Below are 21,465 nucleotides of genomic sequence, written 5' to 3'. Positions count from 1 at the left end.
TTCTCCTTGGATGCCTGTAACTGGAATTAACGAAAGGTTGTCAGGTCTCTGAAGACTACAACTGCTCCGGTGATGAGTTTGTTTTCTACGATCGGTGTACTCGTGTATTCAACAGGGAAGGCTTTTCCCTCTTTTGTCCAGAAAAGTTCGTCTGAACCGAAGTGAACCTTTCCGTCCCTGTAAGCTTTGTGAATAGGACATTCTTCAACAGGATAGCTCTGCCCGTCTTTGTAGCTGTGGTGTACCAGATCATGGTGGGATTTGCCGATCAGCTCTTCGGGTGACCAGTCTAACATAATCGAAGCTGCCTTGTTGACAAAGGTAACATTCCCCTGGTTATCGAGGCCGAAAATACCTTCGCCGGCCGATTCTAAAATAAGCTCCATCTGCCTTTTTATTTTTTTTGTTTCGGTCTCTGCCTGGATACGCTCGGCAATTTCTCTGTTAAGTGAAGCGTTTGCAACTGATATCTCGAAGGTTCGTTTTTCTACCCGTTCCTCGAGATCCTGGGTAGTAGATTTCAGGCCTTCGCTGACATCATTAAGCTGGTTCTGGTAATCCCTTATTTTTTCGTAGAGAGTGTCTGTGGTTTTTTTGGTAGCAAAGATGACGGTGATACATAACAGCGTCATCACCATGATGGAAAAGAGAGGAAACGGGAGGAGTTGGCTTGAATTGTCAGCATTGAGCAGGCGTATATCCATTAAAAAAAGGACAAAGGCAGCAGCGGAGAACAGGACACTTATTTTAAGAAATAATTTTTGATTATCCGACATGGCTTTGGCCCCTTTGGTCAATGGTTGGCAGGTCAATTAATAACGTGGTGTAATTGCCGAGTTCGCTGTGGATACGAAAAAGGCCATGGTTGTCTTGAACTAAACTATGACTAATGCTAAGGCCTAGGCCCGTTCCTTCGCCACTGGTTTTAGTGGAGAAAAACGGATCCATTACCCGATCGATAATTTCGTGTTCAATCCCGGTTCCATTATCGGTTATGGCAAGCTCAACATAGTTTTTTCCGTCGATACGGGTGGCATGGGTATGGATCTGCAGCAATTTGGCTTTTTGGTCGCCTTTAGCTTGGCGTTGGTTGAGTGCGTAGCGTGCATTGCTGAAAATATTCAGAAATACCTGCTGTATCTGTTGAGGATTGCAGATAATATTTGGCAGGTCGTTGGGGTGCTGCTGTTCAATGGTGATGCCGTCTATGGTGAATTGGTGCTGCACAAGTTCAATGCAGTGTTTAATCAAGTTTATGACGTTAACCGGTTCAGGCTCTTCCTCTCTTTTGCGTGAGAAATCAAGCAGGTTTTTAGTAATACCGGCAATACGTTTTCCTTCTTTAATAATGCGGTCCAGAAAGCGCTTTGCTTCTTCCTCTTGAAGGGATGAATCTTTGAGGATTTGGGCATAGTTTATGATTCCGTTAATGGGATTGTTGATCTCATGAGCGACACCGGCTGCAAGTTCCCCTACTGAAGCGAGTTGCGCTGAACGTAAGGCCTCGGCTTTCATTAACTGTTCCTCAGTGAGATCCCTTGCCAAAAGCAAGGCGACCCCGGTTTTACCTGCAAATTCTTTTAAGGGGCTGATAGTCATCATGTAATTGCCCTGGAGGCCCCTGAGTTCGGTTTCAAAAACCCTGTTTTTTTTGTCAAGGAGGATAGCTTCCAGTGGGCAGATGGCGCCCGGAGATCTCCCGCCATGGAGGATCTCGCATACCCCCTTGCCAACAATGTCTTTTCTTTTTCTTTTGGCCGCAAATTCGGTGGCAGGGTTTATATCAAGTATAACGCCGTCTTCGGACACGACAAGGGCTGGGTCCTGCATCGCACTAAAAATATTGTTCCATTGGGCAAGGGCGTTTTCTCGCTCTCTTTCAGCTGCCATTTCACTGGTGACATCAATGCCGAAAAGGACAAGGCCAACTGTGCCTTGCTCTATGTTGGGTTGAAAGGAGCCGTGCCAGCTTATTGTGCATCTTTCACCATTACGTGTCTCGAGTTCTGTCTGAAAATTAATATCTGAGCCATTTTGTTGAAGTAACCCTGAGAACTCTTTTTGGCTTTTAATCCGAAGCTCTGGCGAGATAAGCACGTCTACCCAGTATTTCCCTTTAACTTCGTGCTCGCTGAATCCAGTAACTTCCTGTGCTTTCTGGTTAAATGATAGAATATTGCCACAGGGCGACAGCGAAATGAGAAGGGCTTGAACTGTGTCGACGATTTCAGCGTTAAAATCCCTTTCTTTGCGCAGTCGTTTTGCTGTTTCGTCAACGTAGAGAGCCAGCGAAATGTCAGCCATGACATTGGCTATAAAGTCCAGTTCAGAGCCTGTAAAACCATCTGGGTTTGTGGAATGAATGGTAAGAACACCATACTCGTGGTTGTTGGAAATAAGGGGCCACGATATGTAGCTCTGGGTACCGGTTGCTTTTATGATGGTGTCAAGCGGTTGCTGTCCGGTATGAGGGGTGATTTTATTTGCCCGGATTGGCTCGCCTTTTTCCAGTGCCTGCACGACGGGGTTATCTTCAGGGTTATCCTCTAAAAATCGGCTGACAAGGGCAAGGCTTTTTTCGGATGAAAGAGATGTCGAGCCGGCAGCAAAGAGTGGTTCGACCGGATTGGTACCGTTGCCTCTTTTGGCAGCCCATATAAAACAGTATTCCTGATCGTTGAGTAAGCGGGTACCACGCTGTTTGAGGATAAACGGCTCCTCTTGATCGGACGCGTGCCCAACTTTGAATTCACAAATTGAGCGAAGCAATCTGCAGCGTTGCTCGAGAAGTTGAATGCGTTGCGTAATGTTGTGCATAAGGTACCGGGTGGGTTATGGACATTGGTTGCATATGTGTTGCGCACAATGTGGCAAACAACACTTTTTGCAACACTAGTGTTGCAAAATAGCACATAATATTGCATATGGGGATTTTTATGCAGTGAATGGGCCAGCTTTAAATGCGATTTTTTTTCGGCCGAATATATGTGAGGTTACCATCAAAAAGAAAAATCTTCGATGAACGGCAGCGCTCGTGACGGATTGTAAGCGTCAAGGGCTTTTATCGGTCAAGCCCGAATTCGGGCTGGTCGATTGCCGGTGGCAATTACCTGCTGGTGAAATTTAATGTGATCGTAGGACGGTGGGGCAGAGTAATGTGACAGAAGAGATGAAAACGAAAAAGAGAACAGGAGAGACGATCAGGAGAAAATTTCATCCAGGGCTTCTTTTATGGCTTCTGGTGGACCGAGTTTATCTAAAATGGCAAAAGGATTGGTTGCGGCAGCACGTTCGAGTAACTGGGTATCCTGGTAGCCGGTGAAAAACAGGATTGGGATGTCCTTTTTTTGTTTGATGCGTTTTGCCGTCTCGATGCCGTCCATGTTTCCGGAAAGACTTATATCCATTAAAATGGCATCCGGTAATTCAGTTTTTACCGCTTCCAGGGCCTCCTCTGCACTGGTAGCAACTTCGCAGGGGATAAAGCCGAAATCCTTAATGTTTTCGGTCAGCATCATCCCTATGAGTATCTCATCTTCGACAATAAGAATTTTTTTTTTCATGATATGAGTATGCGTTGAATCCGCTCCGGCTCTGTGAAACGAATCTCGGTTTCCGTGCCGTTGTCTTGGCGCATGGTGATCGTCCCATGTAGTTGTTTGCGAATGAGATTTTTTGTAATTTGCAGGCCAAAGGAGCTGTTTTTTTCAAAATCAAAGGATGCCGAAATGCCTATACCCGTATCCTTTACGCGTAACTGTATCACATTCTCTGCTGACTGGCAAAGGTGGAGAATGATGGAGCCTGATCGGTTGTCGGGAAAACCGTGTTTGAGGGAATTGGTAACGATTTCATTGACAGCAAGGCCAAGCGGCACAGCATGGTCAATGGAAATGGGGACCGGTTCGGTTTCTGCTTCGATGGTTATGTGCTGTTTTATCACCATGGATTTGACCAACGCTGAAATAAGTTCCGTGAGATAGCCGCCCAGGTCAATATCAACCAGGCTATCTGAGCGGTACAGGTTTTCATGGACCATGGCCATGGCTCTGATCCGGTTTTCTGTTTCCTGGAATATGGAAAGAGTGGTTGGGTCCGATATTTCACCAAGCTGCAGTTTAAGCATGGAGATAATGACCAGCATATTGTTTTTTGTACGATGATAGATTTCACGCAGCAAAATTTCTTTTTCTTTCAGAGATTGCTGAAGCTGCTGCTCATTTTTTTCCAGTTTGCTGACCATGTTTAACTGGACCCTGCTCACAGCTTCGGCGGCCTTACGGTTTTGTTCTTCCTGCTCCCGCAGTTTTCTCTCCTCAATATTAACAATACGTCCTTCGTAGGCAATAATTCCTCCTTGAGTATTTTTGACATAATGGAGAGATACCGCAGCCGGAAAAACGGAGCCATCTTTACGGCGAAACATGATTTCGCGATCAACAATTTTTTTCTCCCTGAGAAGGGTTTCAAAAATAGCTTCTCTATCACCGTGCTTAGCATAAAATTGGCTGCCTATATCGGTAATGCTTTGCATCATTTCTTCTGGTGAATCATAGCCGCTCATGGCAGCTAATGCAGGATTGATGACTTCAAATCGTCCTGCTTCGGTGGTCCTGAAGATACCTTCCACTGCAGAACTGAAAAGTTCACGATAACGTTCCTCAGCCTGGGCGATCTCCTCAAAGGCGCTGATGCGACGGATTGCATTTTTGAAAAGGCGGGAAAGGTGATCCAGGTAGACAGGGTTGCTCGTTTCTTCGATTACGCCCCCGTCTTTACGGAAGAATTTTGCCCATAAAAATTCATTTTTTTTATGGGGATTAGGAAGCGACAGGAAAAGTGCGCGTTTATCATCACTGCAGGTAAGGGTGCCTATGTCTGGGTACTGGTGATAAAAACTTTCAATTTCACCCTCGATTAGCTGGTCTAGTTCCCCTTGCTGTACATTAAAAAATCGGCAAACAATGGCTGTGGACATGGCGTAGAGCATTTTTTTGTCAACAGTGTTTGCGATTTGCTCACCGGCAATGAAAAGTTTTTTAAGTGCTTTATTATTACTGGTGATATTAGACAAAATGGAATTGATCCGGCGGATAAAGAGGCCTATTTGGTCAGGAGGGCCGGGGGGAATCTCTTGATGCACAAAAAGTTGATCCCGTTCGATACGGGACAGACTCGCAAAGCTGGACTCCATTCGTGGAACAATAAGGTGATAAATAAATATTGCCTCAGCAATCACAGTCAAGAGAAGGGTTGTTATGCTGCCTATGAGGAAGAGGTAAAGAATATTTTGTTTTTTTTGTTCAATATGTTTCGCTGAGATACGAATGAAAAGGTTACCGAAAAAAAGGTCATCTACTGTCAGGGGTGCCAGGCTGGAAACAAAGGCATTGTCATTCACGTCGCGGTAGCTGACGGTGTTAAACTGTTGAAAAGCCTGAAAGGGAAGAGCCATTTCTTTTTCATGTAAATAATTTCGGTAAGGTTTTCCTTTTTTATCGGCATCTGCAGAAAAAAGGATTGTGCCGTCAGGGTTGATCACCAGGCACTCTATAACTTCTTCTTGAATGAGTTGTCCTATCAGCTTCTGGTTGGTCGCTTTCAGGAAGTGCAACGCCTGCTGGGACATCAGGATCCCTGGTTGGGCAAGTTTGTTTTGAGTGATTTTATCAATCTCAAGAGTGTACGATTCTATAAAATAAAATCCGAGAAAGAAGAGGAAAATACCTTCGATTAGAAGGATGGAAGCACATATCTTCAGCGGTACACTACGAAAAGAGAGAAAGCCTATCTTGCTATCTGAACGCATGAAGTTTGCAGGGTGTCCTTTGCTGATAATTCGTAAGTGCTGGTCTATCGGCCGTGCTCACCATGTACCTGGGCGTGGAAGATGATCTTTTTACCGCAGTCGATTGAAGAATGTAATTACACTATACCCATCAATATTATGCATGTGCCCTAAGAGGGCGCTTGAGTCAAGTATGTAAGCACCTATGGTATCAATTACGATGGAGCTGAAAGTCAACTGTTTGCAATTTGTCTTCGTCAAAGACCGTGGTTTCTTTTGGAGTCGTCTGGGCAATAATTTTTCCGTTGCGGATAACAAATAAACGTGCCGGCCGTAGTCGAATGGCATCCAAGATACTCTGTGCCTGGAGAATAACAAAATCAGCCTTGCAACCAGGTGCTATTCCGTAGTTGTTAAGGTGCAAAATGTTGGCTGCTCTGGTTGTGACCATTTCAAAAAGAGTTGTAAGTTGGGAGGTGCCCATCATTTGTAGACAGTGGGCCCCCATATGGGCGACATCAAGCATGTCGTGGCTGCCCATGGGGTACCAGGGGTCCATAATATCGTCGTGACCAAAGGCCACGTTCACTCCGGCCTGAAGCAATTCAGGTACTCTGGTCAGTCCTCTGCGTTTGGGATACGTATCGTGTCTCCCCTGGAGGTGAATGTTGACCAATGGATTGCAAACCACATGCATCCCGGATTCTGCCATTAAAGGGAGGAGTTTGCTGACATAGTAGTTGTCCATGGAGTGCATGCTGGTCAGGTGTGAGCCGGTAACTCTTCCTCCAAGTCCAAGTCGATGGGTTTCAAATGCGAGACTTTCAACATGTCTGGAGAGAGGATCATCACTCTCGTCACAATGCATGTCCACCATAAGCCCCTTTTCAGCAGCGACCTCGCAGAGCCAGCGAACGGATTCTCTGCCCTGTGCCATGGTGCGCTCAAAGTGGGGGATGCCACCAACAACATCAACGCCAAGATCCAGAGCTTTCAGGAGTAATGCTTTGCCCTGGGAAGTGCGGAGTATACCGTCCTGAGGAAAGGCAACAAGTTGTAGGTCAACCCAGGGACGCATTTCTTTGCGCAGTTCCAGTAGCACCTGTGCTGCCATAAGGGTGGGGTCGGTGACGTCCACATGGGTACGGATAGCAAGCGTACCCTGTGCTATGGACCAGGAGAGCAGTTGTTTGGCCCTGGCTTTGATTGCCTCTGGTGTTAGAGAAGGTTTGAGCTCACCCCACACCTGTATCCCTTCCAGCAGGGTGCCGCTCTCATTCATCCTTGGCAGGCCCATGGAAAGGGTGGCATCCATGTGGAAGTGGCTGTCAACAAACGGTGGGCTTACCAATTGGCCGCCTGCGTTTATGTGCTGCGAAGCCTGGTGGGACAGTGATGGACCGATATCAAGAATAAAGCCCTCGTTAACGGCAATGTCAACTGGTTCGGAGAAGTTTGCCACAACCGCATTGGTGATGAGCAGGTCGATCATGTGTATGTACCTCTAACCCGAAGGGGGAACTTTTTGAATGAAAACGAAAAACAGACTGTTAATTGTACAATTACTCTTTAAACAATAATATCAATTAATTGAGTTTAAAAACAAAAAGTTCATGAGAAATCCGGGCTAACGTTCGCCTTTTCTAAATGGAATCAGCAGGGCTTTTGGGTAGGCAGCCCGCCTCGACATTATAACCATGGCAAGTATAGAAAAAATATAGGGTAGCATCAGGTAAAATTGGTAGGGGATGACCATGGCCGACTGTTGTTGAACCCGCATCTGCATGGCATCGAAAGCTGCGAACAGCATGGTACCAAGCAGTGCTTTCCAAGGTTTCCACGAAGAAAATACCACCAGAGCGATGCAGATCCAGCCGCGGCCGTTTACCATGCCTATGTAAAACGCATCAAAGGCGGATAGGGTGAGAAAGGCTCCGCCGACTGCCATGAAGCTGCTTCCAACAACCACGGCTCCTGTTCTGATGGTGTATACGGACAATCCTTGTGCTTCTACAGCAAGGGGATTTTCCCCGCACATTCGTAATGAGAGGCCAACCGGTGTTTTATATAGCAGGTAGGAGACAAGGACAACCAAGAAAAAGGCCAGCAAGGTGAGTGGCGATTGGTGGGTCAGGATCGGACCAAGGAAAGGGATATCAGCCAGCCAGGGAAGATCAAGGTTGGCAAAAGGGATGATTTTGGGTGGCGTGGTTGCCTTGGGCAAAAGCATCTTAAAGACAAAGGAAGAAAGTGCCGCTGCCAGCATGGTGATTCCCAGTCCTGTGACGTGCTGAGAAAGGCCGAGGTGGACGGTAAAGAGCGAATGGAGTAAGCCGAACAGGGCACCGATAAAGGCGGCAAACAAAACGCCGCCCCATAAATCTCCGCCAAAATACACCCATGTCCATCCCGCCATGCAACCGGCAGCCATGATGCCTTCGATGCCGAGATTGAGTACTCCGGCACGCTCACAGATTAATTCACCCAGGGTGCCGAATATAAGGGGCGTTGCCATCCTGATGGTCGCAATCCAAAAACCGGTTTCCATAAAAAAAAGCAGGATATCCATCTCTACCTCCAACGCAATCGAAAACGGGCCAACAGCATTGCTGCCAGCACGCTTAACAGAGAAACTGCAGTGGCTACATCGGCAATATAGTTGGAGATGTTAAGGCTGCGACTCATTGAGTCTGCGCCGATGGATATTGCGGCAATAAACAGTGCAGCAAGGACGACTCCCAGGGGATGTAGCGCAGCCAGCATGGCCACCACAATACCTGAGTAGCCAAACCCGGGGGAAAGGTCAAGCGTCAGGTAGCCTTTAAGACCGCATACCTCTGAGACCCCCGCAAATCCAGCCAGACCACCTGAAAAAAAAGCGGTAAAGAGGATGGTCTTCCGGACCGGAATACCTGCAAAACGGCTGGCATGCTTGTTATGTCCCACAGCTCTGATTTCAAACCCGAGGCGAGAAAAACGGAGTGTCACCCATGTGATCATTGCGCTTGCAAGGGCAATGATAAAGCCTACGTGCAACCTTGTTTTGGGCAACAGAATAGGTAAAACCGCACTGTCTATCACCGGAGCAGCCTGGGGCCAACCCATGGCCATGGGGTCTTTCCATGGGCCGAATACCAGCCAATTTACAAAGAGCAGGGTAATGAAATTAAGCAGCAAGGTTGTTACCACTTCATCCACTGAAAACCAAGTTTTGAGCAGAGTGGGACCAAGGAGTAAAAGCCCACCTGCTATTGCACCGGCCAGAAAGAGGAAGGGGATCATGAACCAGCCCGGTAGGGGGAGCATACCTGTGCCGAGCAGGGTTGCCATGCAGGCGCCGGCATAAAGCTGGCCTTCGGCCCCTATGTTCCAGAGCTGTGCCCGAAAAGCAACCGCTGCGGCAAGCCCTGTGAAAATGAGCGGAGTAGCACGGGTGAGGGTTTCGGTTATCGCAAATTTAGATCCAAGGCTACCTTTGAGCAGAAACAAAAAAGCAGTCAGCGGTGAGTGGCCTGACCATAGAATGAGCACACTGCAGAAGCCCAAGGCGACCAGTACCGCCAGCAGCGGAGCTGCAATGCGCAGGTAAGGGGAAATGTTTTCGCGTTGTTCGAGTCGCATATCTTTTTTTAGGGCGCTGGTTGGCCTATTTGTTGAGAAAATTCTTCCAAATGGCCGCTCATGGCAAGGCCAAGAGTAGCTGCATTCACTTGGTCCGGTGATACCGGTGCTGATATTTTTCCTTTGTACAGAACCTGAATACGGTCTGAAAGCTGCAACAATTCATCTAGATCTTCAGAAATGAGCAGGATGCCGGATCCTTCCAGCTTTGCTTGGAGAAGTTGTTCGTGGACAAAGGCTGTTGCACCGACATCCAATCCCCATGTAGGCTGGCTGGCAACAAGGACAATGGGCTTTCGAGAAAGAACTCTGGCAAGAATGAGCTTTTGAATGTTTCCTCCGGAAAGGTTTCGTACCGGTGTTTCAGTTGAGGGACAGCGGATATCAAACTTTTTTATCAGATCCTTTGCGTATGCTTCAATACTTCCGAACTTAAGCAGACCAAAGCGTGACAAGCCCGGCTCCTGATAATGTTCCAAGGCAATATTTTCCCGTACCGGCATGTCGCCTATGATGCCGGTGGAGGTGCGATCTTCCGGGATTCGACCGATTCCTGCTGACATCATTTCTCGGGGCGTATGGTGAGTGATACGCTCACCTTCCAGTTGTATCTCTCCGCTGTCTGGAGCCTGCATACCGCTTAGCATATCGGCCAGCTGCATCTGTCCGTTGCCGGAAACGCCGGCAATCCCTAGGATTTCGCCTTTGAAAAGATGCAGATTTATTCCGTCCAGAAGAGGTTGGTGCTGGCTGCCGAAAATTGAAATGTTGCTGCATGAAAGCAGTTGTTGCGAAGAGGTTGTAGATTTTTTTTTCTTAATTTCCGGCAAGGCGCCGCCAACCATTGCCTTGGCGAGTGTGCTCGCCTTTATGCCTTTGGTGGCCGTTTCATAGACTACACGGCCATGGCGCAGCACTACGCACCGATCGCTACCGGAGAGCGCCTCTTTGAGTTTGTGGGTTATAAAAATAACTGACAGCCCTTTGCCGGTGAGCAGGCGAAGGGTTGTGAAAAGTTTGTCGCTTTCCTGTGGGGTAAGGACAGCTGTCGGTTCATCTAAAATTAAAATTTTTACATCACGATAGAGTGCCTTCAGGATTTCCACTCTTTGGCGTTGGCCGATGGAAAGGTCTTTAACAAGCGTATTCCAGTCCACGTGGAGGGCAAACTGCATGGAGAGCTTGAGCAGCTTTGCTCTGGCCGTACTGAGATGATGCCGCAAACGAAAAATAGGTTCTGTGCCGAGTATGATATTTTCGAGAACAGTCATGTTTTCAGCAAGGGTGAAGTGCTGATGCACCATTCCTATTCCTGTTGCCAGTGCTGCTTTGGGTGATCCTTTGACAAGCGGTTTGCCGTATATTTCAATATGGCCTTGTGTGGCTACATAATGGCCAAAAAGGATATTCATCAAAGTCGTCTTGCCTGCACCATTTTCACCAAGCAAGGCGAGCATCTCACCTTGTCTCAGGGTGAGGGAGATGTTGTCATTGGCAACAAGAGAACCAAAGGTTTTGGTGATGTTGTGAAGCTGTAGGACAGGAGAGGCTACTGAACTCATAGGGCGTAATCGGGTTCAGGCCATGGAGTAAAAAAACGCCATGGCCTGAAACGGTAGAATCAGAAGGTTGACTTCGGTTCTTTGTCATTGATGGTAATAGTCAGTTGCCCTGTTTTTATCGCGGCTGCATTTTGCTCAACCTCTTTCAGAACGTCTGCATCAATTTTCGATTCAAACTCATAGAAAGGAGCAAGAGAGGCGCCGCCTTTGGCCATCATGGTCCATTCTCGATAATCTTCAGCAGTAAAAGTACCCGCTTTTACCCTCTCAATGGCATGGGCAATAGCCGGTTCCATATTCCAAAGAGCAGAGGTAACGACCACATCGGTTCCGTTTTCCTCTTTGTTCATGTCGTTGACATTGCCAAAAGCGATAATGTTCTTTTCACGTGCTGCATCAACCACACCGGCGCGTTCTGCGTAGAGGATATCTACTCCGGATTCTATCTGCGCATAGGCAAATTCTTTAGCCTTGGGGGGATCGTACCAGGCGCCGATGAAAGAGACTTTGAATTGTGCTGCCGGATTTACTGCTTTGGCACCTTCCATAAAAGCGTTGAACAGCCGGTTAACCTCACCGATGGGATAGCCGCCTACCATACCGATTTTGTTGGTTTTCGTCATCTTGCCGGCAATCATACCCATCAGGTAGCAAGGTTCGTGAATATAGTTGTCAAAGACGGCCATGTTGCTTCCGTAGGGACCAAAGGAGTCTCCCATGAGGTAGGCAATCTTGGGATAATCGTCCGCAACTTTCCGAACATCCCTGGAAATACCAAAAGCCTCGCCAATGATGAGATCTACCCCGGATTCTGAATATTCTCGCAGAACCCTGATGTAATCGGTGTTGGCTACTTTTTCAGAATAAACATATTCAATAGTACCACCCTCGGCGATCTTGGTCAGTGCCTTGTGCAGACAGGCATCCCATTTTTGCTGGATAGGTTGGGTGTAGATACCGGCAACCTTAATTTTTTTTGCCATGGCCGGCCACGGTACCATAATTAGTGTGCAGAAGAGAGCGATAAGGACAGTCCTCAAAAAAGGGGGGTGTTTCATGATGGGGCTCCTTGATTGTATTTTTAGATTGAAGTTGGGATTGTAGCAAATTTTTCATTTTTAGGGGCGCGCTTAATGAAAAAAGATGCACTCCCGTTAATTATTTCATGTTGCTGAAGTGAAATATACTTTGTGGTATCGACAAAAGATTGAGTAAAAGTCGGTTGCGGAGCGAATTTTCCAAAAACATTTTGTCTCACATTGTGCCGATTTCTCCAGGGAGAACGTCTGGAGTGAAGGTGCTCTCCATTACACTTGACAGGTGTTGAGAGAAACGTATTGTTTTTATCAGCATCTAGGAAATTTCTATTTCATAGCGGAGAAATGTATGAAAAATACCTCACGACAGTTTGGGTTTAATACCCGTCAGCTTCATGCAGGACAGGTGGCCGATGAGGCGACCGGAAGCAGAGCCGTCCCTCTTTACCAGACGACCTCTTATACCTTTAAAAATACCCAACACGCTGCAAATCTTTTTGCGCTTAAGGAGTTCGGCAACATATATACACGGATCATGAACCCTACCACTGACGTGCTGGAGCAGCGTCTCGCTGATCTTGAGGGAGGCGTCGGCGCGTTGGCGGCAAGCAGTGGGCATGGAGCGCAGACCATGTTGTTTTTGACTCTCTGTAGCAGTGGTGATCATATTGTCAGCAGCAGTAGTCTTTACGGCGGTACTTACAACCAGTTGCATTACACTCTGCCTCGTCTGGGAATAGAAGTCAGCTTTGCAGATCCTGAAGATCCCGATGCATTTGCCAAAGCTATCCAGCCCAATACTAAATTAATATATGGCGAAACGCTGGGAAATCCAGGTTTGACCGTGTTTCCGTTTGTAGAGGTAGCGAAAATCGCTGCTGCTGCCAATGTTCCACTTGCGATCGATAACACGCTGGCAACACCCTACTTGTGCCGACCATTAGAGTGGGGAGCAAATATTGTAACGCACAGTACCACCAAGTTTTTAAACGGACATGGGACAAGCATCGGGGGAATGCTGGTTGATGGCGGTAATTTTGATTGGACCAGCGGTAGGTTTGCTAATTTCACTGAACCAGACCCGTCATATCATGGGCTTGTCTATTCCGATTTGGGGTCAGCAGCTTTTATATTAAAAGCCAGAGTACAGATATTGCGAGATATTGGTGCGTCCCAGGCACCTTTTAACAGCTGGTTGACTACCCAGGGGGTAGAGACGTTGAGTTTGCGCATGGAAAAACATGTGGCTAATACTCTCAAGACTGCAAAATATCTCGAGCAGCATGAAAAGGTTGCCTGGGTTTCGTACCCCGGGCTCACCTCTCATCCAAGCCATGAGCGGGTGCAAAAGTATCTACCCCAAGGAGCTGGGGCTATCCTGACCTTTGGCATTAAAGGCGGTGCGGAAGCAGGCCAGAAATTTATTGATAATCTTTGTTTGTTTAGCCACGTTGCCAATGTGGGGGATGCAAAAAGTCTTGCCATTCATCCTGCAAGCACAACCCATTCCCAGCTTGAGGCTGAAGAGTTAATCCAGGCAGGTGTACAGCCTGATATGGTTCGACTCAGCATTGGCCTGGAGGATATCGAAGACATTTTTTGGGATCTAGACCAAGCGCTGCAGGCCGTGTAATCATTTCCTGCTGTTTCTTCACGGGACAGATAATGACGGAATAAGATCTGTCCCGTCTTCACAATTTTCTTCCACCGAGCAACCGTCACTGCTCATATTCAGTCCTGCATCTTGGGAACTGGTTTGTGATAGATTTTGCTCTTCCTTGCTCTCTTCCTTTCCCTGGGGCATGGTCAGTTTATTGATTTGTTGTTGAATTATACGCTCACCCTGATAAACGGAATATTGCTCATTTTCTTGCAGCAGCAAAACCGGTACTTCATTGATGCCAAGTGATGCCAGAAAATTTCGATTGGCAGCAGTGGAATAGGTCGCTGATTGTTTGATCCCCGGCATGTCGATGGCCTCAACCGCATCTATGGGATGCAGGGCCACTGTCAGATTTTCTTGGGGAGCAAGCAGCTGGATAATATTTTCGCAGTGGCTGCAGGTTGAGGAAAAGAAAAGATGGAGTTGAGGTTCGGCCTGGGTTCCTTGCCGTGTTGCTATAATACCATCCTGGTAAGAAAGATTTTGCTCTGCTGGTGCACGGAAGTCGAGGCTGAAAAAAGCGGCAGCCACAGCGCAAAAGACAACCAGACCGCGTAAAGCTTGTCGCCATCCGGCAAGTATATTCAGCAGGAAGATACAGGCGCAGATGAAGAGGCAATAAGAGCAAAATGTGCAGGCTATAAGGTATTGGAAACCTACAAGTACGGCCTCTGCACCCATTCCTGCGGTGAGCAGCACAAGTACCAGCGCACGTGCAGAGGAGGACCCCCTGTTAGTCATCCGTACTCCCCAGTAAATAATCAGGAAAAATACAAAACCGGCGAGATTAAAAAACAGCGGCGGAACCTTGTTCAATTGCTCTACGATTTCGCATCCTTGATTTAAGCAAAGTGGGTCACCCTGGGTAAGGATAATGCAAATTTGCACCAGGACTATAATGCTTGCAAAAAGGGCGAGGAATCCGAGTTTTTTTAAAAATGGTTTGGGTCGGGAATAGTACATGGCAATCTATAGGGAACAGGGGTAAGTGTTACTTTTGATTAAAAAAAAGCTCAATTCTGGTATTGGAAACGGTGTGCCAAGCTCCCAGGCAAATTGCCGGTACAGAGCTGCCAACCGATTGGGTGCCTCTCTTTGAGAGGCTTGGAAAAGGTGGTAGTTGGCGAACCCTTTGGCTGGCTGCATGAAAAGGGAAATATCTGTAGCTGAAAAGCTTGTATCTGCCCTGGAAGATATGGGCAGTATAATGACGAAAAAAATGGCAAAAATGCACACGTTCGGAATTTCATCATTGAGTTGAGAGAGATATTGATCGTATCAGTGCATAACTTATTGTGGTTATTTTACAAGCAGCTCGCATAGAATAACCAACCTTTAGGATAATCGTACTATATTATTGTAATTTGTACAGGTTGTCACTGGATTCCTGCATCTGACATCAGCTTGATCAGGTTGGTTTGTCGTGCTATTTGTGATGTTTTTTCTTCTTTGGTGGTCGATTTTTCAATTGCTTCAATTGATGCATATTTTTATTAAATAAAGTCAATATGTTGTGCTTCTATAGACTGTTCGTCGCAAAGTTCGCTTGTAGCTTTGCAACAGGTTTTGATTCTGGTATATCTACCGCCCTCGGTAGATCTATTTCAACAGCTGATGTCGATAAAGGTCTTTGTGCTACATTCTTTCTCTCTTTTCATGATGTAAGGGTAAGTGTAGGTATCAGATGTGTAGTTGAGAAACCTAAAGGCAATTCAGGTTGTGAGTTTCCTGTACGTGGAATGGGCTAGCTTCAGCAATTATCAAAAGTCGGAGCCTATTTTTTCATAACCGCAGTAACCTGATTGCCCTCATCATTATATGTGAGCCGGTCAAAGGCGATAATTTTGGCCATCGCAATGCCACGCCCATGGTTGTGCGAAGCACGTGAGGCGTCAAATCCCATAAAGTCTTTCCAGTTAAATCCCTTACCTTGATCAGTAACTTGCAAATAATAGGTGGTTTCCCGTTTTTCAAAAAACACCGTTATTGTTTTTTCAGCATATTCCGGTAGGTCAAGGCGGCGTTCAACCTCCTCTCTCCAGATGTTTTTATTTATAAGATCTGTTTTTTCTTCATAACTGATGCCAAGATTGCCATGTTCAACAGCATTGAAGAGGAGTTCTGAAATACCGGTAAGAGCACGTTCAGCATCGGGAAAGCAGTTAGCAAGAAAGGAAGACATGCTTTCCGCTTCATCAAGAGTACGGCAGCGACCTCTAAGGACGTCCACCAGGCCGAAGCTTATTTTGTGGCGGCGCATTTCCGCTTCAAGTACCTTGCGTTGTCGTGTTTCTTTTATTGCAGAAGCAATGATGGACAACAGCATGTTCCGTTCTATGGGTTTGGTCAAATAATAAAAAACGCCCGCCTTGATGCCTTCAATGATCTCTTCCGGCTTATCAGCTGCTGTTTGCATGATAATAGGAATATATTTCAGGGTTGGACTTTTCAATACCTGTTTGGTGACCTCCATGCCATCCATATTCGGCATCATACGATCGAGGAGGATGGTATCTATATTCTGGCCGTGTTGTTGCAAAGCCTCCATGGCCTCGATACCGTCAGTGGCTGTGAGCACATGGTACTGTTCACTTTTAAGAATAGAAGCCAGCATGTGCAGTGTGGAGGGGTTGTCATCCACTGCAAGGATGGTAGATGGCGACATGTTTTTCCACTTGGGTGGCGTCGTAGGTGTTTGCATATTGAAAATATATAAATAACGTAGTGTTGCCAATATTGGAATAATTATAGGCTACAGAGGAGGGGATGCAAGGTGCAATTGTAAATTTGCCTTGTGAAGCAATAAAAAAGAAAGAAAATGTCATCGTCGCTTGATTTTAACTTATTTCTTGTGCGATAATGCACAAGTGGAATGAAAGCGAGCTCCATGTATATGTGGGGCCGTGTTGTTTTCTTAATAAAAAGGCAAGATTATGCGTTGTTCAAAATGCGGCTATATTTCTTTTGATCACTTGGAAACATGTAAGAAATGTCATAAGTCGGTCAATCAGGCTGAAAGTGGGCTCAATGGCACCGTGTTCGATACGGCTGTTCCTAGCTTTTTACGTTTTGAGGCCCCTGTAGAACCAGATGTGCCTGAGACGGAGGTGATCGATCAAGCGGATGAATACAACGATGACTTCGATTTTCCTCCCATGGAAGCAGTTGATGATACTGTAGCGGCGGGGAGTGATACGTCACAGGATGACGAAGAGTTGGTACTTAATCTTGACGATATTGTCCTTGATAGCAATGAACCTGAAATCGATGAGAATGATGAAATAATCTTGGATTTGGATGATCTAGAGGAGGCTGCACCTCTGGAAGAATTTTCTTTAGGGGAGAAAGAACAGGATAAACCGGAAGAGATGGCAGCGCCAACTATCGATTTCGGTGATTTGGATATCTCGGATCTAGGACCGCCCAGTGGAGAAACTTCTGTTACGCAGTCCGATCTCGAGCCTGCGCCTGCTGCTCTGGAAGGCTTGGAGGAGCTGGCTGTCGATAAGGTAGAACCAGATACCGGGATAGGCCAAGAAAAAGAAGCGTTCGGGTTGGAGGATCTGCTTTTAGATGAACTGGACCTGGATAAAATTGATACGGCCAAGATCAGTAAAACTTCAACTAAGTCCCTGAAAACAGGTACTGCTCTCGATAACTTCGATGTTGACCTCGGAGAATTGTTTACCGAAGATGAACAATAGATCAAAAAAACAGTTGACAGGGGCCTGCTATTTCTGATAAATAAGTGGCCTCAACATTGCGGTGCCGGGATAGCTCAGTCGGTAGAGCAACGGACTGAAAATCCGTGTGTCCCTGGTTCAAATCCTGGTCCCGGCACCAGTTATATCAAGCACTTAGCCCTTTTGGGGTTAGGTGCTTTTTTATTTGGTTACATGCCGGTTACATGTGGATAGTCAAGAATTATCAATTTGTATCGAACTAGACTTTTTTTGAAGCTTGTCTTGATATGTTGAGCAACCAAGAGAAAGACGTCTGGTTTCCGGCCAAGAAGTACGGTGTTGAGGTGGGATTACCAACCACATGGCAAGGGTGGACGGTTTTCATTGCTTACCTTCTGTTTATCACTCTCCCTGGCGTTATACATCCCTTATTCAATCATCCAGCCCCGGATATTCATTTTTATCTGCAAAAAAAGTGAGAAGGGTGAATGGAGATGGGGTGATAAGTCGAAGTAGGTTTTAAAGAGGATTATCCTCCCCTTATAGCTTGCTCACCCATTTTGGGGAGCAAAGACCGTTAGGGATTCTTCTGCATCGCTCCCGCGGGAACATCCTCCCCACCGATTACCCTCAGACAGGGTAATACCGTTACGGGGCATCCTGTTTTTGCATCAAGGCCTACACCCTCAGCAATAGCCGACAGCCCTTCCTGTCAAGGCAATGGCAGGAGACTGCAGAAAAACGAAAGAGCGATAAGGGCGAACCACAAAGAGGGTAATATCTTCCCTGTCTCATCTCATGGTTGAAACCTGTGCTTGATTTGGTTAATTGTCCGTTGTGCTTTTTCGTCAACACTGATCCGTCGCACTGGTGTGGTTAATATCGATGTAAGATTTCTCAACTCCTGCAGGATCGCCTCATTGATCCCCTGCAGCTTTTGCATTTCTTTTAGTAGTACCTCTTCCATGGTTGGCCTCTTAAGCTCTGGTTTCACGTGTTCACCTATAGCTACGCCACTCTGACTCGATATCACCTTAACGTACTCCCTAACCCTTATGGACTTGGTGCTTGCTTCTATTTGTTTCTGTTTTGCTGTATTGTCAGTCTGGAGCTGTTTGATCCGTTGAGCTAAACCGATAACAAGGTCGGGGTTAAGGATAAGCTCCTCTGCTTTTTCAGCAGTCATGTACGCACCACCTGCTTCACGGATTGCAGGAAGGACTTCTTTAAAAATCCATGCTTCGAATTTTTGAGCCGTTGGAAGTTTAGAGCGAGAGATTAATTGGTAGAGGTCTGGTTCGTTGATAATTATGGTTTGCGAGTCAAGAGTGGACGAATCGTTCAGCCCTACCGGTTGCGGTTTTTGGCAATGGTCACGCACTGCTTTGCTTGGGTTTGTGTACCCTAGGGCGACTGCGATATCTTTCGCCACGAACCATGGGTCGTTGTCGATAGTGATTGTCCTTATTTTCTGTTGTTCGAAGTCGAAAAGAGTAATTTCTTTCACGCTTCACCTCTCTGGATATAGATTTCTTATGCGCTTGCAGTTGTAATGCTTACATCAGGCCTGGTTAACGGTCTGGCTATTCACGTTACCATGACATGATAAGGACCGGCTACGCTGTCAGCCTTTGGATTTGATTTACTGGGTCCCAGTTTGGGCTTAGCTACAAGAGGCAAACCACCATGTACTTATTCTTACACTAATAGCCACACAAAGAGTTTGTGATTTATTTAGGAGGATTTCAGGTCGAGATTCACCTTTAGCGTCGGTATATTTAACCAAGGAAAATTTTCCTTGGTTATCAGTGTATGAGGCCGTGGAAAAAATTTCCCTGGGCCCCAAATGCTTGGAGGAAAACAATTGCGGAGCCGGGACAGCAACGGTTACAAAAGCATTGGCGCAGAGGGTTAATGAAGGGGCGGCTCCTGGTGATGTGGTGAGTGGAGAAGCCTTGAGACAAAGGTCGCTTGATATCTCTGGAGAGAAAAAACGTATTTGTTCCAATGGAACAAATAACCCAACCCAACCCGAACCAAAAAACCAAGAGGAAGAACAGGAAAGCATTGTGGAAAAATCCCACAGCGAAGCTACCCCGGTTAAACAGCCGAAGTCACAGCCAAGGCCAGTGCTAGAATGGTGCAAAACATTATTACTTTCACACCAACGGTGGAAAAGTCCACTATGATTATTTTCTTGGCTATGCAGGGTAATGGTGTGGCTGTCAGGATATCCCCAGGCAACAACATCGTTGCCCGGGGAAGGTGTGGGTATATTACAGGTTAGGGTGTATGGTTACGCTCTTCATTTAGCCAATAAAAATAGTCTTGAGTATATTCGCATACTGTGGCCATCTTATCCAGGCTCTGGTTGATATCAGCTACCAAGTAACTTAAATCAAAAAGCACTTCTGCATTTACTTCACTATCCCGGCCGTGAATCATTAGGTGTTGCAGTATCGAGACCTTTGAACTTATTTCCCCATGCATCTCGTAAAAGTCTACAGAATCAAATTGTTTTTGAATCTTGCGTGCCATTCCTGATGAACTTGACATATTACTTCCTCCAAATAAAAAAATGCATCGAGTGATCCTAAAGCCAAGCATGGCTTCCGGGGCCTCACGGCTACCCGACACTCGATGCAAATTGTATTTGAAACAAAAATAGACCTGGTTTTAGGTGCCGGTCTATTGCACCATGCTTGTTTTAGGATCTTCAGGTTTACATTATCAGCAAGGGTTCGTCAAGATAGTTTATTGTGGAATGGTGGCAGGGTATCAGGTGATAGTGGATCCAGTTTTGGATTGGCTGAGTACGTGGATATCATATCCGTTATTGATTCCTTTGCCCGGGTGGCAGTGCACTAAACGCAGATATGCGCCCAGTAAATGGCCCCATCTTTGGGGGCAACTGCAATGATGCAATGGTGTATAAGAGATAGGCGCAAGTCTGCGTTCATCTGTATCGGTGGATCTGCTACCAGTCAACCATTCCACAAGGTATCAATGGTTGTTACACCAACGGTGGATGAACAAAAAGACACCATTCCACAGGGTAGCATGGTCAAGCATTAATGGCTGTGGTGGTTTGCTTTCGGGAGCATTAACGCTATAGAGGCGCATTTTGACCTTCTCACTACCTCTCTGTACTTTGATCGTGTCACCATCGGATACCCCGATAACCTTGCACGTCCAGGCAATGGCGCTTGACTGGAGGAAAAAACGAAAATGCGATAATGGCGAACCACTAGGGGAGTGATGTTTTCTTCATTTATGTAGTGATTTGATTAATTTGTAGAGAAATATTGAAGGGTGTGTGCGCTGTGGACATTTCAACCATTGGTGTAAATGTAACAACAGGTCAATGCTTAACCCGGTGGGTGAAGTAATTATTGATAACATTTGTAACACTTTCAGCAATAACCAGTAGGAAGTAAATGGCCTGTTTTTTCGATTCATTGAGTCGATATAAGAGATAAGCTCAACCTTGAGTGCATCTGACGCCCCCCTGTTCTTTTCCTCTCCCTAAATGGAGCAAGAATACAGGTGCCTATGCGTCTCATTGTAGTACACTACTTTGTAGTTCCGTATTTTTACATATATCCTCGTGGGTATTTTTGATAATTGCTGGGGCATAAATGTAGTGGTAAGAGGTAGAGAGTTATTTAATATAAGGCCTTGAGGGTTGGCTGCTGATTTAAATAAGGAGTAGCTCTGGTACTGTTTCCGTCAATATGCGCTTGCATAGGGAAATCTGGATCGTGTTGAAGATAAATCGTTACTGGCGATACTCGTTGCGACTTAGGCTGTCTCGAGATAGGGAGAAGCAAAAAAATATTCCACAAAGATAGATATCACTAGCCACGGCCATAAAAAACTGAAAAAAATTACAAAATTATCATTTTGCCGAGGTGAAGGCTTACCTATGTAAGTTAATTTTCAACGTTGTTAAACAGCAGGCACAGAGTATGGAGAAGGGATAGCTGCGTATTCCACTGAATCCGGCCACCCATTCCAGTCGAAACCGGCCAGTCAGTCCACGTGATTCCGGCCACCTATTCCAGTGAAACTGGCCAGGTGGTCGGAGCGAAGCGACGCTGTTATTTTTTCA

Annotated in this window: 17 protein-coding genes and 1 tRNA gene; 5 read left to right on the top strand and 13 right to left on the bottom strand. The window is 46.3% G+C overall.

What is annotated here, in order from left to right; genetic code table 11:
• Window positions 1-26: 26 nt before the first annotated feature.
• From JWH17_RS08050 to JWH17_RS08010, 9 genes are all read right to left on the bottom strand, one after another.
• Window positions 27-776, bottom strand: coding sequence for a PAS domain-containing protein (locus JWH17_RS08050; RefSeq protein WP_205222084.1), 750 nt, complete (start codon window positions 774-776; stop codon window positions 27-29).
• A complete protein-coding gene (locus JWH17_RS08045) occupies window positions 766-2,817 on the bottom strand; it encodes a PAS domain S-box protein (RefSeq protein WP_205222083.1) in 2,052 nt (683 codons plus the stop codon). Before JWH17_RS08045 ends, JWH17_RS08050 begins: the two co-directional genes overlap by 11 nt.
• Before the next feature lie 383 nt (window positions 2,818-3,200).
• Window positions 3,201-3,563 (bottom strand): response regulator, encoded by a 363-nt coding sequence (locus tag JWH17_RS08040; protein WP_205222082.1) that lies wholly within the window; start codon window positions 3,561-3,563, stop codon window positions 3,201-3,203.
• Window positions 3,560-5,809: a sensor histidine kinase gene (locus tag JWH17_RS08035; protein ID WP_205222081.1), complete on the bottom strand. Its 2,250-nt coding sequence runs from the start codon at window positions 5,807-5,809 to the stop codon at window positions 3,560-3,562. Before JWH17_RS08035 ends, JWH17_RS08040 begins: the two co-directional genes overlap by 4 nt.
• Before the next feature lie 190 nt (window positions 5,810-5,999).
• Window positions 6,000-7,280: a cytosine deaminase gene (locus JWH17_RS08030; protein ID WP_205222080.1), complete on the bottom strand. Its 1,281-nt coding sequence runs from the start codon at window positions 7,278-7,280 to the stop codon at window positions 6,000-6,002.
• Window positions 7,281-7,415: 135 nt separating this feature from the next.
• Window positions 7,416-8,357, bottom strand: coding sequence for an ABC transporter permease (locus tag JWH17_RS08025; protein WP_205222079.1), 942 nt, complete (start codon window positions 8,355-8,357; stop codon window positions 7,416-7,418).
• 2 nt (window positions 8,358-8,359) lie between these two features.
• Entirely contained in the window at window positions 8,360-9,409 is a 1,050-nt protein-coding gene (locus JWH17_RS08020) for an ABC transporter permease (protein WP_205222078.1), read from the bottom strand.
• Window positions 9,410-9,417: 8 nt separating this feature from the next.
• Window positions 9,418-10,971, bottom strand: coding sequence for an ABC transporter ATP-binding protein (locus tag JWH17_RS08015; protein WP_205222077.1), 1,554 nt, complete (start codon window positions 10,969-10,971; stop codon window positions 9,418-9,420).
• Window positions 10,972-11,030: 59 nt separating this feature from the next.
• Window positions 11,031-12,029, bottom strand: coding sequence for a BMP family protein (locus JWH17_RS08010; RefSeq protein ID WP_232370979.1), 999 nt, complete (start codon window positions 12,027-12,029; stop codon window positions 11,031-11,033).
• Between the two features lie 328 nt (window positions 12,030-12,357).
• Between JWH17_RS08010 and JWH17_RS08005 the strand changes: the two genes are divergently transcribed.
• Window positions 12,358-13,641: an O-acetylhomoserine aminocarboxypropyltransferase/cysteine synthase family protein gene (locus JWH17_RS08005; protein WP_205222076.1), complete on the top strand. Its 1,284-nt coding sequence runs from the start codon at window positions 12,358-12,360 to the stop codon at window positions 13,639-13,641.
• An 18-nt stretch (window positions 13,642-13,659) separates the two neighbouring features.
• Here JWH17_RS08005 and JWH17_RS08000 read toward each other — a convergent pair whose 3' ends face one another.
• Together JWH17_RS08000 and JWH17_RS07995 are read right to left on the bottom strand one after the other, a co-directional pair.
• The gene (locus JWH17_RS08000) at window positions 13,660-14,634 is read right to left on the bottom strand and encodes a vitamin K epoxide reductase family protein (protein WP_205222075.1); all 975 of its coding nucleotides are present in this window, start codon (window positions 14,632-14,634) and stop codon (window positions 13,660-13,662) included.
• Window positions 14,635-15,445: 811 nt separating this feature from the next.
• Window positions 15,446-16,336 carry a response regulator gene (locus JWH17_RS07995; protein WP_205222074.1) on the bottom strand — a complete coding sequence of 297 codons (891 nt, stop codon included), beginning with the start codon at window positions 16,334-16,336 and terminating at the stop codon, window positions 15,446-15,448.
• A 268-nt stretch (window positions 16,337-16,604) separates the two neighbouring features.
• On the opposite strand from JWH17_RS07995, the gene JWH17_RS07990 reads away from it, so the two are divergent.
• Together JWH17_RS07990 and JWH17_RS07985 are read left to right on the top strand one after the other, a co-directional pair.
• A complete protein-coding gene (locus JWH17_RS07990; protein WP_205222073.1) occupies window positions 16,605-17,375 on the top strand; it encodes a hypothetical protein in 771 nt (256 codons plus the stop codon).
• Window positions 17,376-17,438: 63 nt separating this feature from the next.
• A tRNA-Phe gene (locus JWH17_RS07985) sits at window positions 17,439-17,514 on the top strand.
• 636 nt (window positions 17,515-18,150) lie between these two features.
• Here JWH17_RS07985 and JWH17_RS07980 read toward each other — a convergent pair.
• A complete protein-coding gene (locus tag JWH17_RS07980; protein ID WP_205222072.1) occupies window positions 18,151-18,861 on the bottom strand; it encodes a BRO-N domain-containing protein in 711 nt (236 codons plus the stop codon).
• 313 nt (window positions 18,862-19,174) lie between these two features.
• On the opposite strand from JWH17_RS07980, the gene JWH17_RS07975 reads away from it, so the two are divergent.
• The gene (locus JWH17_RS07975; protein WP_205222071.1) at window positions 19,175-19,543 is read left to right on the top strand and encodes a hypothetical protein; all 369 of its coding nucleotides are present in this window, start codon (window positions 19,175-19,177) and stop codon (window positions 19,541-19,543) included.
• Between the two features lie 94 nt (window positions 19,544-19,637).
• Here the strand turns inward: JWH17_RS07975 and JWH17_RS07970 are convergent, their stop codons facing one another.
• Window positions 19,638-19,910: a hypothetical protein gene (locus tag JWH17_RS07970; protein WP_205222070.1), complete on the bottom strand. Its 273-nt coding sequence runs from the start codon at window positions 19,908-19,910 to the stop codon at window positions 19,638-19,640.
• Between the two features lie 360 nt (window positions 19,911-20,270).
• Between JWH17_RS07970 and JWH17_RS07965 the strand changes: the two genes are divergently transcribed.
• Complete coding sequence (locus JWH17_RS07965; RefSeq protein WP_205222069.1) at window positions 20,271-20,429, top strand: hypothetical protein; 159 nt, start codon at window positions 20,271-20,273, stop codon at window positions 20,427-20,429.
• Window positions 20,430-21,465: the final 1,036 nt, after the last annotated feature.

Source organism: Desulfogranum marinum (genome assembly GCF_016918565.1).
In the GTDB taxonomy this organism is placed as follows: Bacteria; Desulfobacterota; Desulfobulbia; order Desulfobulbales; family Desulfobulbaceae; genus Desulfogranum; species Desulfogranum marinum.
Note: the sequence above shows the minus strand (reverse complement) of the source record. Positions and strands in the feature narration are given on the sequence as shown.

Coding starts and splice junctions, on each gene's coding strand:
- JWH17_RS08035 (WP_205222081.1), bottom strand. CDS start 5,809: ATGCGTTCAGATAGCAAGATAGGCTTTCTCTCTTTTCGTAGTGTACCG.
- JWH17_RS07990 (WP_205222073.1), top strand. CDS start 16,605: ATGCGTTGTTCAAAATGCGGCTATATTTCTTTTGATCACTTGGAAACA.
- JWH17_RS08000 (WP_205222075.1), bottom strand. CDS start 14,634: ATGTACTATTCCCGACCCAAACCATTTTTAAAAAAACTCGGATTCCTC.
- JWH17_RS07995 (WP_205222074.1), bottom strand. CDS start 16,336: ATGTCGCCATCTACCATCCTTGCAGTGGATGACAACCCCTCCACACTG.
- JWH17_RS08005 (WP_205222076.1), top strand. CDS start 12,358: ATGAAAAATACCTCACGACAGTTTGGGTTTAATACCCGTCAGCTTCAT.
- JWH17_RS08020 (WP_205222078.1), bottom strand. CDS start 9,409: ATGCGACTCGAACAACGCGAAAACATTTCCCCTTACCTGCGCATTGCA.
- JWH17_RS07965 (WP_205222069.1), top strand. CDS start 20,271: ATGATGCAATGGTGTATAAGAGATAGGCGCAAGTCTGCGTTCATCTGT.
- JWH17_RS07970 (WP_205222070.1), bottom strand. CDS start 19,910: ATGTCAAGTTCATCAGGAATGGCACGCAAGATTCAAAAACAATTTGAT.
- JWH17_RS08045 (WP_205222083.1), bottom strand. CDS start 2,817: ATGCACAACATTACGCAACGCATTCAACTTCTCGAGCAACGCTGCAGA.
- JWH17_RS08025 (WP_205222079.1), bottom strand. CDS start 8,357: ATGGATATCCTGCTTTTTTTTATGGAAACCGGTTTTTGGATTGCGACC.
- JWH17_RS08040 (WP_205222082.1), bottom strand. CDS start 3,563: ATGAAAAAAAAAATTCTTATTGTCGAAGATGAGATACTCATAGGGATG.
- JWH17_RS08010 (WP_232370979.1), bottom strand. CDS start 12,029: ATGAAACACCCCCCTTTTTTGAGGACTGTCCTTATCGCTCTCTTCTGC.
- JWH17_RS08015 (WP_205222077.1), bottom strand. CDS start 10,971: ATGAGTTCAGTAGCCTCTCCTGTCCTACAGCTTCACAACATCACCAAA.
- JWH17_RS08050 (WP_205222084.1), bottom strand. CDS start 776: ATGTCGGATAATCAAAAATTATTTCTTAAAATAAGTGTCCTGTTCTCC.
- JWH17_RS08030 (WP_205222080.1), bottom strand. CDS start 7,280: ATGATCGACCTGCTCATCACCAATGCGGTTGTGGCAAACTTCTCCGAA.